Source organism: Neisseria sp. P0018.S001 (assembly GCF_051957355.1).
In the GTDB taxonomy this organism is placed as follows: Bacteria; Pseudomonadota; Gammaproteobacteria; order Burkholderiales; family Neisseriaceae; genus Neisseria; species Neisseria subflava_A.
The window spans coordinates 265,570-279,092 of sequence record NZ_JBQCWN010000001.1 but is presented as its reverse complement, the minus strand read 5'-3'; the positions used below and the strand labels follow the sequence as shown (position 1 = coordinate 279,092).

The 13,523-nt window shown below is 49.4% G+C and carries 15 protein-coding genes; 8 read left to right on the top strand and 7 right to left on the bottom strand.

Translation table 11 applies throughout. The features are described 5' to 3' along the window. Positions 1–55 precede the first annotated feature (55 nt). Positions 56–565: a peptidylprolyl isomerase gene (locus tag ACTHTJ_RS01350; protein WP_004519830.1), complete on the top strand. Its 510-nt coding sequence runs from the start codon at positions 56–58 to the stop codon at positions 563–565. A 76-nt stretch (positions 566–641) separates the two neighbouring features. Here ACTHTJ_RS01350 and ACTHTJ_RS01345 read toward each other — a convergent pair whose 3' ends face one another. Next, a complete protein-coding gene (locus tag ACTHTJ_RS01345; RefSeq protein WP_002232090.1) occupies positions 642–1,139 on the bottom strand; it encodes a YbhB/YbcL family Raf kinase inhibitor-like protein in 498 nt (165 codons plus the stop codon). A 186-nt stretch (positions 1,140–1,325) separates the two neighbouring features. Between ACTHTJ_RS01345 and ypfJ the strand changes: the two genes are divergently transcribed. Together ypfJ and ACTHTJ_RS01335 are read left to right on the top strand one after the other, a co-directional pair. Beyond that, complete coding sequence (gene ypfJ / locus ACTHTJ_RS01340; RefSeq protein WP_070583383.1) at positions 1,326–2,165, top strand: KPN_02809 family neutral zinc metallopeptidase; 840 nt, start codon at positions 1,326–1,328, stop codon at positions 2,163–2,165. A gap of 121 nt (positions 2,166–2,286) precedes the next feature. Beyond that, on the top strand, positions 2,287–3,669 hold the full coding sequence (locus tag ACTHTJ_RS01335; protein ID WP_440360735.1) for a phosphomannomutase/phosphoglucomutase: 1,383 nt from the start codon (positions 2,287–2,289) through the stop codon (positions 3,667–3,669). A 104-nt stretch (positions 3,670–3,773) separates the two neighbouring features. On the opposite strand, the gene rpe is transcribed toward ACTHTJ_RS01335, so the two are convergent. Further along, entirely contained in the window at positions 3,774–4,454 is a 681-nt protein-coding gene (rpe, locus tag ACTHTJ_RS01330; protein WP_070583379.1) for a ribulose-phosphate 3-epimerase, read from the bottom strand. Positions 4,455–4,731: 277 nt separating this feature from the next. Between rpe and ACTHTJ_RS01325 the strand changes: the two genes are divergently transcribed. Beyond that, positions 4,732–5,160, top strand: a complete 429-nt coding sequence (locus ACTHTJ_RS01325; protein WP_070583377.1) for a Spy/CpxP family protein refolding chaperone — start codon at positions 4,732–4,734, stop codon at positions 5,158–5,160. 66 nt (positions 5,161–5,226) lie between these two features. On the opposite strand, the gene ACTHTJ_RS01320 is transcribed toward ACTHTJ_RS01325, so the two are convergent. Further along, positions 5,227–6,093, bottom strand: coding sequence for an ATP-binding protein (locus ACTHTJ_RS01320; protein ID WP_036472369.1), 867 nt, complete (start codon positions 6,091–6,093; stop codon positions 5,227–5,229). A gap of 16 nt (positions 6,094–6,109) precedes the next feature. Beyond that, positions 6,110–6,724 carry a riboflavin synthase gene (locus ACTHTJ_RS01315; RefSeq protein ID WP_003683409.1) on the bottom strand — a complete coding sequence of 205 codons (615 nt, stop codon included), beginning with the start codon at positions 6,722–6,724 and terminating at the stop codon, positions 6,110–6,112. Positions 6,725–6,849: 125 nt separating this feature from the next. Between ACTHTJ_RS01315 and ACTHTJ_RS01310 the strand changes: the two genes are divergently transcribed. The 3 genes from ACTHTJ_RS01310 (at position 6,850) to ACTHTJ_RS01300 (ending at position 9,221) form a co-directional block, all read left to right on the top strand. Then, positions 6,850–7,695 (top strand): 23S rRNA (adenine(2030)-N(6))-methyltransferase RlmJ, encoded by an 846-nt coding sequence (locus ACTHTJ_RS01310; protein ID WP_070583375.1) that lies wholly within the window; start codon positions 6,850–6,852, stop codon positions 7,693–7,695. Between the two features lie 130 nt (positions 7,696–7,825). Next, positions 7,826–8,179 carry a hypothetical protein gene (locus ACTHTJ_RS01305; protein ID WP_070583373.1) on the top strand — a complete coding sequence of 118 codons (354 nt, stop codon included), beginning with the start codon at positions 7,826–7,828 and terminating at the stop codon, positions 8,177–8,179. Positions 8,180–8,246: 67 nt separating this feature from the next. Beyond that, entirely contained in the window at positions 8,247–9,221 is a 975-nt protein-coding gene (locus ACTHTJ_RS01300) for a class 1 fructose-bisphosphatase (protein WP_070583371.1), read from the top strand. Positions 9,222–9,317: 96 nt separating this feature from the next. On the opposite strand, the gene ACTHTJ_RS01295 is transcribed toward ACTHTJ_RS01300, so the two are convergent. The 3 genes from ACTHTJ_RS01295 to guaB form a co-directional block, all read right to left on the bottom strand. Beyond that, entirely contained in the window at positions 9,318–9,971 is a 654-nt protein-coding gene (locus tag ACTHTJ_RS01295) for an IS1595 family transposase (protein ID WP_440360736.1), read from the bottom strand. Positions 9,972–10,087: 116 nt separating this feature from the next. Beyond that, positions 10,088–11,107: a lipopolysaccharide heptosyltransferase II gene (waaF, locus tag ACTHTJ_RS01290; RefSeq protein ID WP_070584222.1), complete on the bottom strand. Its 1,020-nt coding sequence runs from the start codon at positions 11,105–11,107 to the stop codon at positions 10,088–10,090. 284 nt (positions 11,108–11,391) lie between these two features. Next, positions 11,392–12,855: an IMP dehydrogenase gene (guaB, locus tag ACTHTJ_RS01285; protein ID WP_003678893.1), complete on the bottom strand. Its 1,464-nt coding sequence runs from the start codon at positions 12,853–12,855 to the stop codon at positions 11,392–11,394. A 189-nt stretch (positions 12,856–13,044) separates the two neighbouring features. On the opposite strand from guaB, the gene ACTHTJ_RS01280 reads away from it, so the two are divergent. Continuing rightward, positions 13,045–13,470, top strand: a complete 426-nt coding sequence (locus ACTHTJ_RS01280; RefSeq protein ID WP_070584220.1) for a DUF4124 domain-containing protein — start codon at positions 13,045–13,047, stop codon at positions 13,468–13,470. The last annotated feature ends 53 nt before the right edge of the window (positions 13,471–13,523 follow it).

Here is a 13,523-nt window from a genome sequence, read left to right as displayed (position 1 = left end):
GTTCAGACACAATTTAACGAATGATTCAAAACCGGATTCTAACGAAAGGAAACCCATGATTATCCTGCACACCAACAAAGGCGATATCAAAATCGAACTCGATTTCGACAAAGCCCCCGTTACAGCTAAAAACTTCGAGCAATACGTTAAAGACGGCTTCTACGACGGCGTAATCTTCCACCGCGTCATCAAAGGCTTCATGATTCAAGGCGGCGGCATGGATGAAAACATGAACGAAAAAGAAACCCGCGATCCGATTCAAAACGAAGCGTCCAACGGTTTGCCTAACGAAAAATACACCATCGCCATGGCGCGTACTTCCGATCCTCATTCTGCCAGCGCGCAATTCTTCATCAACACTGCCGACAACGCTTTCCTGAACTTCCGTTCTAAAGAGCTGTACGGCAAAACCGTAGTCCAAGACTGGGGCTATGCCGTATTCGGTAAAGTCGTTGACGGTTTTGACGTTGTCGATGCCATCGAAGGCGTTTCTACCAAACGTCACGGCTACCACGACGACGTACCGAGCGAACCAGTCATCATCACTAAAGCCGAAGTGGTTTAATTGATTTGATTTCCCATAAAAACAGCCTGTCCGAATTAAAACCGGATAGGCTGTTTTTCAATAATGACGCATACCGTCACACATCATAAGTACCGACCACGCATGCCGAATCCAAGACATGACCCTGCATGGCAAAATGCAGCTCATTAAAGCGGAAACCGCGCGGTAAATCCAAAACAGTATCCAGCGCGTACACAATCAGTTCATAACGATGGCGGTTGTTCGGTGGTGCCATACCGCCGTAAAAAGAAGCCTCTTCAATTTCAAATTTACCCAACGCACTCGCCCAAGTGTTCGCGCCCTGTGTGAAATCTGTTGCAGAAATACTTTCATTTTCTGCCACGGAAGTGCGTTTCAAATCCGAAATCAACCAATGCGTCCATACGAAGCCGGATGCTGAAATGGCATCTTTGTCTTCCAGCACCACGGCAAACGATTTTGTTCCTTCAGGCGCATCTTCAATCTCAAAAGGAATCGAATAAGAAGGCATACCGCTCGGGCTGAACTGGCTGCCGCGCTTGCCGTATTTGTCTTCAAATTCGCCGTTGACAATAGCTTTACTGCTGACTTTCATCTTATATCTCCCAATAGTAGGTTTGTTCATTCTAACAAACACCAAGGCCGTCTGAAAGATACTGCCGTTTTCACTTTCCCGATGCCGCATTTTCAGACGGCCTCAAGCAATATTCACAATTCGATCAAACACATTTGACATTCCATAGTATAATCCGCCGCATGAAAATTACACAGGATACGCATTATGGATTGGAAAGGTCGTGAACAAAGCCAAAACGTCGAAGATCGCCGCGGAAGCCGTGGCGGCGGCAGCGGTAAAACGCCGGGCATACTCGGCATTATCGTGGTTTTGATCGGCGCATATTACGGCGTGGATTTGAGCGGTTTGGTTGGCGGCTCATCTTCGATGGGCATTCCTACCCAGCAAGCTTCCCGACTCGACAGCCAACAAGAAGCCGAGTTGAAAGAACTGTCCCGTGTCGTCCTTGCTAATACCGAAAAAACATGGAGTAAATATTTCCAGCAACACGGCCAACACTACACACCGACAACCATGGTGTTGTATGAAGGCAGTACGTCCACCGCCTGCGGTACGGGCCAATCTGCCATGGGCCCGTTTTACTGTCCGGGCGACCAAAGAGTTTATTTGGATTTGAGTTTCTACGAAGACATGCGCACCAAGCTCGAATCCGCCAGCGATGCCGCGTTTGCCTACGTTATTGCCCATGAAGTCGGCCATCACGTTCAAAACCTGCTCGGCATTCTGCCTAAAATCCACAAAATGCAACAGCAAGTCGGCAAAAAAGAGGCCAATGCCCTTTCCGTCAAACTCGAATTGCAGGCCGACTGCTTCGCCGGTATTTGGGGACACTACGCCATCAACAACAATATCTTCAAAACAGAAGACATTCAAAAAGCGATGCTTGCCGCCGAATCCGTCGGCGACGACCGCTTGCAGAAACAGGCGCAGGGCTATGTCGTTCCCGACAGCTTTACCCATGGCTCGTCCGAAGAACGCATGACTTGGCTCAAGCGCGGTTTGGAAAGCGGCGACATCAACCAGTGCAACACTTTCAACAATTGATTCGTCCAAACAACACTGTTCTTTGATGTAACGACAAAAGGCCGTCTGATTTTTTCAGACGGCCTTTTAGCCGTGTTAGAATAAACCCCATTATTTCCACTTAAATTTAAAGGAAATCCACATGGCAAATATCGCCCGCGACATTTTCAAAGCCTACGACATCCGGGGCATCGTCGGTAAAACTCTGACTGACGAAGCTGCCTACTTAATCGGCAAAGCCATTGCCACCAAAGCCTCCGAAAAAGGCATTACCCGCATCGCACTCGGCCGCGATGGCCGTTTGAGCGGCCCCGGCCTGATGGCACAAATTCAACGCGGTTTTACAGACAGCGGCATCGATGTCCTCAACGTCGGCATGGTTGCCACTCCTATGCTTTACTTCGCAGCCATCAACGAATGCGGCGGCAGCGGCGTGATGATTACCGGCAGCCACAATCCGCCCGATTACAACGGTTTCAAAATGATGCTCGGCGGCGACACGCTCGCAGGCGAAGCCATTCAAGAACTTTTAGCTATTGTTGAGAAAGACGGTTTTGTTGCCGCCGACAAACAAGGCAGCGTAACCGAAAAAGACATCTCCGGCGAATACCACAACAACATCGTCGGCCACATCAAAATCAAACGCCCGATGAAAATCGTGATTGACGCGGGCAACGGTGTCGGCGGCGCATTTGCAGGCAAACTCTACAAAGGTTTGGGCAACGAAGTGACCGAACTTTTCTGCGAAGTGGACGGCAATTTCCCTAATCACCACCCTGATCCGTCCAAACCGAAAAACCTGCAAGACCTCATCGTCGAGCTCAAAAACGGCAATGCTGAAATCGGCTTGGCATTTGACGGCGATGCCGACCGCTTGGGCGTGGTCACCAAAGACGGCAACATCATCTATCCAGACCGCCAACTGATGCTTTTCGCGCAAGACGTGTTGAGCCGCAATCCTAAAGCCAAAGTGATTTTCGACGTCAAATCCACCCGCCTGCTCGCACCTTGGATTAAAGAACACGGCGGCGATCCTGTGATGGAAAAAACCGGCCACAGCTTCATCAAATCCACCATGAAAAAAACCGGTGCACTGGTTGCCGGAGAAATGAGCGGCCACGTTTTCTTTAAAGAACGCTGGTACGGCTTCGACGACGGTATGTATGCCGGCGCACGCCTCTTGGAAATCCTGTCTGCCTTCGACAATCCGTCCGAAGTGTTGAACAAGCTGCCGCAAAGCATTTCCACTCCGGAACTCAACATCGACCTGCCCGAAGGCAGCAACGGCCACAAAGTGATTGAAGAGCTGGCTGCCAATGCCAAGTTTGAAGGTGTGACCGAAATCATCACCATCGACGGCTTGCGCGTTGAATTCCCTGACGGCTTCGGCCTGATGCGTGCTTCCAATACCACGCCGATTTTGGTATTGCGTTTTGAAGCGGATACGCAAGAAGCGATTGAGCGTATTCAAAACCAATTCAAAGCAGTCATTGAAAGCAATCCTGCATTGAAATGGCCGCTATAAGGGTTTAGGCTAAAACAAAAGGCCGTCTGAAAATCATTTCAGACGGCCTTTAATATTAAACATTGATTATTTAAAGTTTGGAAACCAAGAATATCCCGGCTTAGTTATCCGACTTGCGCCAACTGTTGACGCATTTCATCAATAACGGCTTTGTAATCCGGTTTGCCAAAAATCGCCGAGCCGGCAACAAACGTATCCGCACCTGCCGCCGCAATTTCAGCAATATTGTCTGTCTTCACGCCGCCATCGACTTCCAATGCGATATGGCGGCCGCTTTGCCGTTCATACTCATCCAACATCTCGCGCACTTTGCGGATTTTCCCCAGCGTATTCGGAATAAAACTTTGTCCGCCAAAGCCCGGGTTGACCGACATCAGCAACACCATATCCAGTTTATCCAAAACGTTTTCCAGAATATTGACCGGCGTAGCAGGATTCAATACCAAACCAGCCTGACAGCCGTATTCTTTAATCAAACCCAAGCTGCGGTCGACATGGCGGCTGGCTTCGGGATGGAAAGTAATGATATTGGCACCGGCTTTGGCAAACGCATGAATCAAATCGTCCACCGGCTCAACCATCAAATGCACATCGACCGGCATGGTTGCATACGGTTTCAAAGCCGCGCAAACCATAGGGCCGAAAGTCAGATTCGGTACATAATGGTTGTCCATCACGTCAAAATGAATCAAATCCGCACCGGCGCGGATAACTTCGCCAACCTCTTCGCCCAAGCGGGCAAAATCGGCAGACAAAATACTGGGGGCAATACGGTAGTCGGTCATGTTTATTCTCCTAAAGTGTGTTCCTTTGTCATTATCGCATTTTTAACCCTATGTTGTATGCTGCCGACAACATCTCTGCCGTCATTTTTATGAATTTACATTTCATATACATTAATGAAACTTATAATCACATAGTAAGGCTTTGAAAATAAATTATTAGATTACATACATGTGCAAAAAAATCTAACATCATTAACAAAAGTTAACTGCATTGATACTGCCTTTCACACGCTTATCGGTTATATTTCCAAACCTGATGAAACATTAGGAAAACACCGTGTCTGTTGCACTTTCCCGCTATCCGACTTTTATTTTCTTAGCACTTGCCCTACTCTGTTCCAGTCTGCCTGCACACGCCAGTCCGTTTCTGGCCACTTTGGACGACTTCCACCCGAATTGCGACATCCGACAGCTCAATTTATCGGCCGACCAACACGCCGCCCTGCGCCGCCTGCGTACCGACTTCAAACAAATCAACGATAAAGCCTACCGCAAAACCGTACGCTCCGACCGCAACCGTCGTCAAACCATCATCAAAATCCTCTCCGGCGACTCATTCGATTCAAACGCCGCCCGCGATTATGTTGAAAACCGCTACCTCTCCAGCATGGACTATGCTGTGGATGAAATGGAAATCCAATACCGCCTCTACCATCTGCTCAATCCGCGCCAACGCCAGCAATGGTTGTCTTCATGCTTACGCTGATGGATAAATAAAAATACAAAAAGGCCGTCTGAAACCATATTCAGACGGCCTTTGCTTTTTTCAGCCTTAATCCAACACTCTTTCTTCCGGCAACCGGCCTGCCCAGTCGCAGGCAAACTGCCATGCCGAGCGGCCTGAACGGCTGCCGCGCATTTGCGCCCATTGCAACGCGGCTTGGCGCGCCGTATCGTCAAAAGGCACATTGAAATCGTCCAACCAGTTAGCTACGGCGGTCAAATAATCGTTTTGATCGAAAGGATAAAAACTCAGCCATAAGCCGAAGCGGTCGGAAAGGGAGATTTTCTCCTCAACGGCCTCTTTCTGATGGATTTCGCCGCGAGTGCCCGTAGTACCGCCGTTTTCATCCATGTATTCGGGAATTAAATGACGACGGTTGGAAGTGGCATAAACCAAAACATTGGTGCAACGTTGCGACAGTCCACCGTCTAAAGCAGTTTTCAAGGCTTTATAGGTCTCATCGCCGGTTTCAAACGACAAATCATCGCAGAAAACGATAAACTTCTCAGGGCGCTCGGACAACAACGTCAACAAAGCCGGCAAGCTGATCAAATCGCTTTTGTCCACCTCAATCAGTCGCAGGCCGCGCTCGGCGTATTCGTGCAACAATGCTTTAACCAAGGAAGATTTACCCGTACCGCGCGCGCCGGTCATCAAGACATTATTTGCCGGACGGCCTGCCAAAAATTGCTCGGTATTGCGTTTCAGCCTGTCGGTTTGCGAACCGACTGCCGCCAATCTGCTCAAAGGAAACGTATGCGGACGCGGCAGGCTTTCCAAAATACCTTTTTTGCCCACGCTGTGCCAACGGTAGGCCAAAGCGCGCCAGTCGGTTTTACCGGCTTCGTCAGGCAGGATTAAATCCAGACGGTTTAAAACGGAATTGGCTTTTTTCAAAAAATTGGATAATTTCATTTTGGCTTTCTTTTTTTCAGACGGCCTTTTGCGCCAATACTCGCATAACGGTATCGACAACGGCTTGGGTTTGCGGATCGATTTCAATATTGATGAGGTCGCCTTCCTTGCGGCTGCCAAACAGGGTACGCTCCAGCGTTTCCGGAATCAGGTGTACGCAAAATTCGCTGTCGCTGACTTCGCCTATGGTCAGGCTGCAACCGTCCAAACCGACAAAGCCTTTGGTCAAAATGTAGGGCTTAAGGTTTTCCGGCAGCTCAAACCAAACTGTGCGGTTGAACTCGCTGGATTCGATACGGGAAATTCGGGTAACCGCCATCACATGGCCGCTCATCACATGACCGCCGATTTCATCGCCAAACCGCGCCGCGCGTTCCAAATTGACACTGTCGCCGACTTTCAAGCTGCCAAGATTGGTTTTGCGTAAAGTCTCGTCCATCAAATCAAAGCTGACTTTGTTGCCGTCGATTCGGGTAATGGTCAGGCAGCAGCCGTTGTTGGCGACAGAGGCGCCGGTTTGCAGATTGTCGGCGATTTCGGGGGGCAGCTCGACAGTGTGGGTACGAAAGTCGGGCGAAGGTTGGGCGATGTCTGTAATTTTGCCCATGCCTTGTACGATGCCTGTAAACATGATGTCTTCTTTCCGATGGTACGATAAGGCGGATATTGTAGCATTTTCCAGGCACAAAGGCCGTCTGAAAGCGGTGGTGGCGATGGTTTGGGGTATAATCGGATTTTTATTTCCGCAGCCCGATCATGCTCAGCTACCGCCACGCCTTCCATGCCGGCAACCATGCCGATATGCTCAAGCACTTTACCCTCTTCCTCGTCCTCGAATATTTCAACCGCAAAGACAAGCCTTATTGGTATATCGATACGCACAGCGGTGCCGGTTTGTATGATTTGAGCGGTGATGAAGCGCAAAAAGTCGGCGAATACAAACAAGGCATTGCGCTCTTGGAACAAGCTGACAAGCTGCCTGCCGAATTGGCCGAATTTGTAGGCCGTCTGAAACAAATACTGCCGCAAGACAACCTTTACTGCGGCTCGCCTTGGCTGGCACAGGCGCTCACGCGCGACAGCGACAAAATGCGCCTCTTTGAGCTGCACCCTGCCGATTTTGTTCATTTGCAAAACAATATGCGCGAAGTCCGTCCGCCGCGTAAAGTGCAGGTCAGCCAAGCAGACGGTTATCAAGGCCTGATTTCACTCTTGCCTCCTCCGCCCCGCCGCGCCGCCGTCTTAATTGATCCGCCCTACGAAGGCAAACAAGACTACCGCCGTGTCGTCCAAGTTTTGAAAGATGCCTTGAAACGCTTTGAAACCGGCTGCTACATGGTTTGGTATCCCTGCCTGAGCCGCGAAGAAAGCCGCAAACTGCCGGACGAACTCAAAAAAATCGCTCCCGACAACTATCTACACGCCGAGCTTCATGTCCATACGCCGCGCAGTGACGGCTTCGGTATGCACGGCAGCGGTATGTTCGTCATCAACCCGCCCTATATGCTTGCCGAACAGCTGCCAAACAATCTGCCCGAACTTACCAAAATTTTGGCGCAAGATGCCGGCGCGCATTATGTATTGGAAAGCAAAACGAAATAAACGCTGCCGTCTGAACGCATACCCAAGCACTTCGATTTTGCCGCCATACCTGTTCAGACGGCCTTAACCCTTTATACTTAAGCCTTTTTCCACTACAATTCACAACATAACAATTAACGACCGTCCACTCATGAATATACGCACACCCCTAGCCTGCACACTCCTGCTTTGCGCGTGCAGCGAATCTGTAAAAAACGAATTTAAAGAAGAATTTACCCAAAGTTTCCGCACCGAATTTGTCCGCTCGGCAACCGAAGCCTGTGTAGAAAAAGCTTCCGGAAAAAGCCCGTTTGATTCCGCGACCACTGAAAAAATCTGCCGCTGTATCGGCGAAAAAACAGTCGACCAAATCAATCCTGAAGAAGCGACATCGCTTTTGGGCGGCAGCGACTCCATGAGTGACGAGCTGAAAAAACGCATCAAAGACACCAGCATCGCCTGCACTAAAGAAGTTTTAGGCATGGCTGACAGCAAAACCAAATAAACACACCGTTTTCAGACGGCCTGAAATTGAAAAATATTCGATTCAAACTTAGGAAAAGAGTGAAACCATGAATACATTGAGCCAATTCTTAGCCCAACACCTGCCCGAACACAAACTGCCACAAGAGCTGGCCAGCGTATTGGAATCCGTGGCCTCAGCCTGTTTGGACATCAACGCCAAAGTCCGCCTCGGCGCGCTTTCCGGCGTTTTGGGCATGGCAGGTACCGGCAACATCCAAGGCGAAGACCAAAAGAAACTTGACGTCATCGCCAACAACATCATGATTGATGTTTTAAAAGCCAATGCCAACATCGCAGGCCTTGCCAGCGAAGAAGAAGACACCTATGTCGCCACACACGAAAACGGCGGCTATTTGGTATTGTTTGATCCGCTGGACGGCTCTTCCAATATCGACGTCAACATCTCCGTCGGCACCATCTTCTCCATCTTGGCGAAACCTGAAGGCGCATTGACTACCGAGTCTTTCCTACAAAAAGGCCGCAATCAAGTAGCCGCAGGTTATGTTTTATACGGTCCGCAAACCCAACTGGTACTGACTGTCGGTCACGGTGTGTTCGTCTTCACTTTGGACGATGCCAACCAATTCCTGCTGACCAAAGAAAATCCGCGCGTTCCCGAATCCACTAAAGAATTCGCCATCAATATGTCCAACCAAAGACATTGGTTCGCCCCTGTTCAACAATACATTGACGAATTGCTGGCAGGAGAAACCGGCGTACGCGGCAAAAACTACAATATGCGCTGGGTAGCCAGCATGGTTGCCGAAATTCACCGCATCCTGATGCGCGGCGGCGTATTCATGTATCCGCAAGACAAACGAGACCCATCCAAACCGGGCAAACTGCGCTTGATGTACGAAGCCAACCCGATGAGCCTGATTATGGAACAAGCCGGCGGCGCATCAAATAACGCCATCGAAGCCATGCTCGACATCCAACCTACCGGCCTGCACCAACGTGTTGCCGTATTCATGGGCAGCCGCGAAGAAGTCGAATACGTTTACAATCTGCATCAAAAATAATCGGATGTATTGATTTCAAACCAAAAAAAGGCCGTCTGAAATATAATTTTCAGACGGCCTTTTGTTAAAAAATAAAGGGGCTGTACTAGATTAGCTCTAAATTCCACACCAATCCCGCAGGATTTTTAGCTGCCGGGACGGTGTGCCGAAGTTAAATCGAAATTCGCATTCTTTCAAGAACAGCGGGAAAGATTTGCGATCGATTCCGTTGTATTTTCGCAAGACACGTTTTGCCTGATTCCAAAAATTCTCAATGCCGTTAATGTGGTTCTGACGGTCTGCAAATTCCTTGGAATGGTTGATGCGGTAATAGATGAAACCGCTCACGTCCAACTTGTCGTAGCTGCTCAGGCTATCCGTGTAAACAATGCTGTCCGGCATGATTTTCTTTTTAATGACAGGGAGTAACGTTTCAGACTTGGCATTATCCACCACAACGGTATAGACCCGTCCGTTGCGTTTCAGAATGCCGAAGACAATCACTTTTCCTGCCGCACCGCGACCACGTCTGCCTTTACGCCGTCCGCCGAAATAGCTTTCGTCCAGTTCGACAGAGCCCTCAAAAACCTCATCGGCAGCCAAGGCCAAATGATAGTTGATAACCGTGCGGATTTTACGGTAGAACAGTGCTGCTGAATTGGGATGGATACCCAAAATATCGGCGGCAGAACGGGTGGTAACTTCCAATACAAAAAAACGGAGCAGTTCTTTCTGTGCTTTTTTCTTTAATTTGCAGTGCGTTATCTTCATATTTCGATGGGTAACATATCTGCTAATCTAGTACAGCCCCAAAATAAAAGAAACGAAAGATTAAAAGGACAGACTCAAATCCACCCTTTGCTGTTTTCCATCTAATTTTTATTGGATTACGCCGAACGAGCCAGCTCTTCCGCCGCTTTTTGCACCCTATCCGGCGTCAGCTTATTCAAACAATCCGTATGCCCTAACGGACATTCGCGTTTGAAACAAGGCGAGCAATCCAAATTCAAACTGACGATTTTTGCCTTTTGGCTTAGAGGCGGCGTATGGTCAGGGCTGGATGAGCCGTAAACCGCAACCAATTTCCGATCAAGCGCAGCCGCAAGGTGCATCAGACCGCTGTCGTTGCACACGACCGTATCGGCGCAAGACAACAGATCAATGGCTTCAGGAAGATTGGTTTTGCCGCAAAGATTGGTACACAGGCCGTCTGAAAGTCGGTTGATTTCATCTGCAATATCAAAATCTTTTTGAGAACCAAACAGCCAAACCTGCCAACCCTCGGCTAAATATCGGCGGCCGAGTTCGGCAAAATGACGCGCAGGCCAACGCTTGGCCGGGCCATATTCCGCACCGGGACAAAATGCCAAAATCGGTTTATCTGTCATCAAACCATGTTTTGACAAAGCGGCTTGACGGCTTTCAGGATCAATCGTGAAACACGGATTATCGGAATGCCCGTTAAAATCCGCTTGGGTCGGATGCGCCAGCGCAGTATAGCGGTCAACCATCAGAGGCAACGCGGCCTTATCCAACTTGCGGATATCGTTCAGCAAAAAATAGCGCGATTCGCCGACGTAGCCCGTACGCTGCTTAATGCCCGTAGCCAAGGCAATAATGGCGGATTTGAGCGAACCGGGCAAAACAATCACTTGATCGTAGCCTTCTTTTCCCAATTCACGCCCGATACGCCAGCGTTTTTTCAATTCCAATGCACCATGTCCAAACGGGTTTTCCATCACACGGTTGATTTCAGGCATGCGCTCAAATACGGCCATCGACCATTTGGGCGCAAAAGCATCAATAGTGCAGCCGGGATGCAGCTCATGCAAACGGCGATAAAGCGGTTGGGTCATGACGCAGTCGCCAATCCAGCTTGGGGTAATAATCAGGATTTTTTTGGACATAATGGAATGTGTTTTTAATTTTGGCTTATTGTAATGCGATTTTTAAAAGACCGTCTGAAACTTGGTTTAATCGCTCAGTTCAAAACGTACTAGTTGATACATGTCATTTCAACAGATGCACTCTGGTTTGAGCGCGTGAAGCGTTTGTCTCCCCAATTATTCTGCAAATACCACGCCCCAAATACTAAGCATAACGGCGGCAAGCAATATTCTCTTCATTTTTAAAACCTTATAAAAACAGAAAGGCCGTCTGAAATATTTTCAGACGACCTTTTTATACTGGTTTAACGATGGTAGTTAGGTGCTTCTTTAGTGATTTGTACGTCGTGAACGTGAGATTCGCTCATACCGGCAGAAGTGATTTCCACAAATTCTGCTTTCTCGTGCATTTCAGCAATATTGGCGCAACCCAAATAACCCATGCTGGAGCGCAGACCGCCGGTCAGCTGGTGGATAATGTTCACGATCGGGCCTTTGTAAGGAACGCGGCCTTCGATGCCTTCAGGAACATATTTGTCTGTGCTGTCGGTTTTGTCTTGGAAGTAGCGGTCGGCAGAGCCTTGACTCATCGCACCCAACGAACCCATGCCGCGGTAAGACTTGTAAGAGCGGCCTTGGTAGAGTTCGATTTCGCCCGGTGCTTCTTCCGTACCGGCAAACATACCGCCGAGCATGACGCTATATGCACCTGCTGCCAGAGCTTTGGCAATATCGCCGGAGAAGCGGATACCGCCATCGGCAATCAGGGGAACGCCTGTACCTTTCAGGGCTTCGGAAACATTGTGAATCGCAGTCAGCTGAGGCACGCCCACGCCTGCCACGATACGGGTCGTACAAATCGAGCCTGGGCCGATACCGACTTTAACGGCATCCGCACCGGCAGCCACCAAATCCAAAGCGGCTTTAGCAGTCGCGATGTTGCCGCCGATGACTTGAATGTGCGGATAGGTTTCTTTTACCCAGCGCACGCGATCGATAACGCCTTGGCTATGGCCGTGGGCAGTATCGACCACAATCACGTCCACGCCGGCTTCTACCAATGCTTTGACGCGCTCTTCGGTATCTCCGCCGGTACCCACCGCGGCACCGACGCGCAGACGGCCTTCGGCATCTTTGTTGGCATTAGGGAATTCGGTTGTTTTCAGAATATCTTTAACTGTAATCAGACCTTTGAGTTCGTCTTGGTCGTTCAATACCAAAACGCGCTCAACTTTGTGCGCATGCATGATTTCGCGGGCTTCATCGATGCTGGTACCTTCAGGAACGGTAACCAAACGGTCGCGAGGGGTCATGATGGCAGAAACCGGCAGATCGACACGGTTTTCAAAACGCAGGTCGCGGTTGGTTACGATACCAACCACTTTGCCGTTTTCAACAACAGGCAGACCGGACATTTTACGTTTGCGTTGTGCGCGCATTTCCAAGACTTCGCGGATCAATGCGGTCGGCGCAACGGTAACGGGATCTTTCACCACGCCGCTCTCATGGCGCTTCACTTTGGAAACGGCACGCGCTTGCAACTCCGGCGTCATGTTTTTATGGATAATGCCGATGCCGCCTTCTTGAGCCATAGAGATGGCCAGACGCGCTTCGGTAACGGTATCCATTGCAGCAGAAAGTAGAGGGAGGTTGAGCGTGATATCGCGGGTGAGTTTGGTTTGAAGTTTGACATCTCGAGGTAGCACGTTTGAGTGCGCTGGAACCAACAAAACGTCGTCGAAAGTATAGGCTTTTTCTACAATACGCATGATGCTCGGTCTTTCAGTTTGTGCAAGATGCACGGCATTATATCACACCGGCTTGATGCTAACATTGGCAATACATGTTTTAACGTTATTTTTTTACATGATTTGATCCGCAGTACAAAAATATGCCAACGCATTGCAGTTTCAAGTAAAATAGGTCGAATGAGAACATCATTTACATAAGGGAAATCCATGAAATCTTCCGCACTCAAAACCTGTCTGACAGCAGCCCTTCTCTCTTCCGCCGCCCTGACCGGTGCGGCCGAGGTTTACACTTGGAAAGGCGCATCGGGCAACAGCTATTCCGATACGCCAAACCGTCTGCAACCGAAGCGTTCCGGCGTGGTCAACATCCGCACGCACAACGTCAAACCTGCCGTTGCGCCTGCTGTTGCAGCATCTGAACCGGTTGCCGAGCAGCCCAACGAACAGGTCGCGGAACAAAACAAACAAATCGAAGAGCGCAATAAAAAAATCGAAGAGCAAAACCGCCAAAACAAGCTGGAAAACTGCAAAATCGCCAAAATCAACCGCCAAGTCGCCGAAAGCGCACGCTTGGCCAATCGCGACAGCCTGATTAAACAATACCAAAACGACGTCAATAAATACTGCAATTAAGCTCTCGAATAACAATATCAAAAAGGCCGTCTGAAATTTAATTTCAGACGGCC

What these genes read in the sequence shown, in the direction of transcription:
- ypfJ (WP_070583383.1), top strand. Translation starts at nt 1,326, where the DNA reads ATGGATTGGAAAGGTCGTGAACAAAGCCAAAACGTCGAAGATCGCCGC.
- ACTHTJ_RS01295 (WP_440360736.1), bottom strand. Translation starts at nt 9,971, where the DNA reads ATGAAGATAACGCACTGCAAATTAAAGAAAAAAGCACAGAAAGAACTG.
- ACTHTJ_RS01350 (WP_004519830.1), top strand. Translation starts at nt 56, where the DNA reads ATGATTATCCTGCACACCAACAAAGGCGATATCAAAATCGAACTCGAT.
- waaF (WP_070584222.1), bottom strand. Translation starts at nt 11,107, where the DNA reads ATGTCCAAAAAAATCCTGATTATTACCCCAAGCTGGATTGGCGACTGC.
- ACTHTJ_RS01280 (WP_070584220.1), top strand. Translation starts at nt 13,045, where the DNA reads ATGAAATCTTCCGCACTCAAAACCTGTCTGACAGCAGCCCTTCTCTCT.
- ACTHTJ_RS01310 (WP_070583375.1), top strand. Translation starts at nt 6,850, where the DNA reads ATGCTCAGCTACCGCCACGCCTTCCATGCCGGCAACCATGCCGATATG.
- ACTHTJ_RS01345 (WP_002232090.1), bottom strand. Translation starts at nt 1,139, where the DNA reads ATGAAAGTCAGCAGTAAAGCTATTGTCAACGGCGAATTTGAAGACAAA.
- ACTHTJ_RS01335 (WP_440360735.1), top strand. Translation starts at nt 2,287, where the DNA reads ATGGCAAATATCGCCCGCGACATTTTCAAAGCCTACGACATCCGGGGC.
- ACTHTJ_RS01320 (WP_036472369.1), bottom strand. Translation starts at nt 6,093, where the DNA reads ATGAAATTATCCAATTTTTTGAAAAAAGCCAATTCCGTTTTAAACCGT.
- ACTHTJ_RS01315 (WP_003683409.1), bottom strand. Translation starts at nt 6,724, where the DNA reads ATGTTTACAGGCATCGTACAAGGCATGGGCAAAATTACAGACATCGCC.
- rpe (WP_070583379.1), bottom strand. Translation starts at nt 4,454, where the DNA reads ATGACCGACTACCGTATTGCCCCCAGTATTTTGTCTGCCGATTTTGCC.
- ACTHTJ_RS01300 (WP_070583371.1), top strand. Translation starts at nt 8,247, where the DNA reads ATGAATACATTGAGCCAATTCTTAGCCCAACACCTGCCCGAACACAAA.
- guaB (WP_003678893.1), bottom strand. Translation starts at nt 12,855, where the DNA reads ATGCGTATTGTAGAAAAAGCCTATACTTTCGACGACGTTTTGTTGGTT.
- ACTHTJ_RS01305 (WP_070583373.1), top strand. Translation starts at nt 7,826, where the DNA reads ATGAATATACGCACACCCCTAGCCTGCACACTCCTGCTTTGCGCGTGC.